This is a genomic window from Aequorivita vitellina (genome assembly GCF_022008365.1).
Taxonomy (GTDB): domain Bacteria; phylum Bacteroidota; class Bacteroidia; order Flavobacteriales; family Flavobacteriaceae; genus Aequorivita; species Aequorivita vitellina.
In genome coordinates this window covers 1-398 of record NZ_JAIRBA010000161.1, presented here as the reverse complement: position 1 = coordinate 398, position 398 = coordinate 1, and the positions used below count along the sequence as shown (strand labels likewise).

1 pseudogene is annotated in these 398 nt (G+C 48.5%); it reads left to right on the top strand.

Going from position 1 to position 398, the window contains the following annotated elements:
• Window positions 1-398: pseudogene (locus tag K8089_RS16380) on the top strand (hypothetical protein); the annotation flags it as partial.

Below are 398 nucleotides of genomic sequence, written 5' to 3'. Positions count from 1 at the left end.
ACCGGAAACGCCAGCATCACCGTTGGCGATATTGACGCTGGAAGCACCGATGCCTGCGGAATCGCAACCACGACAATTGACAAGTCAACATTCACCTGTGCAGATGTAGGTCCAAACACGATTACCTTGACCGTAACCGATGTAAACGGAAACGTGTCAACCTGTACAACAGTTGTAACCGTTGAAGACAATGTAGCGCCAGTAGCAAACTGTGCCGCACCGTTTACGATTCAATTAGATGCCACCGGAAACGCCAGCATCACCGTTGGCGATATTGACGCTGGAAGCACCGATGCCTGTGGAATCGCAACCACGACAATTGACAAATCAACATTCACCTGTGCAGATGTAGGTCCGAATACGATTACCTTAACAGTAACCGATGTAAATGGAAATGT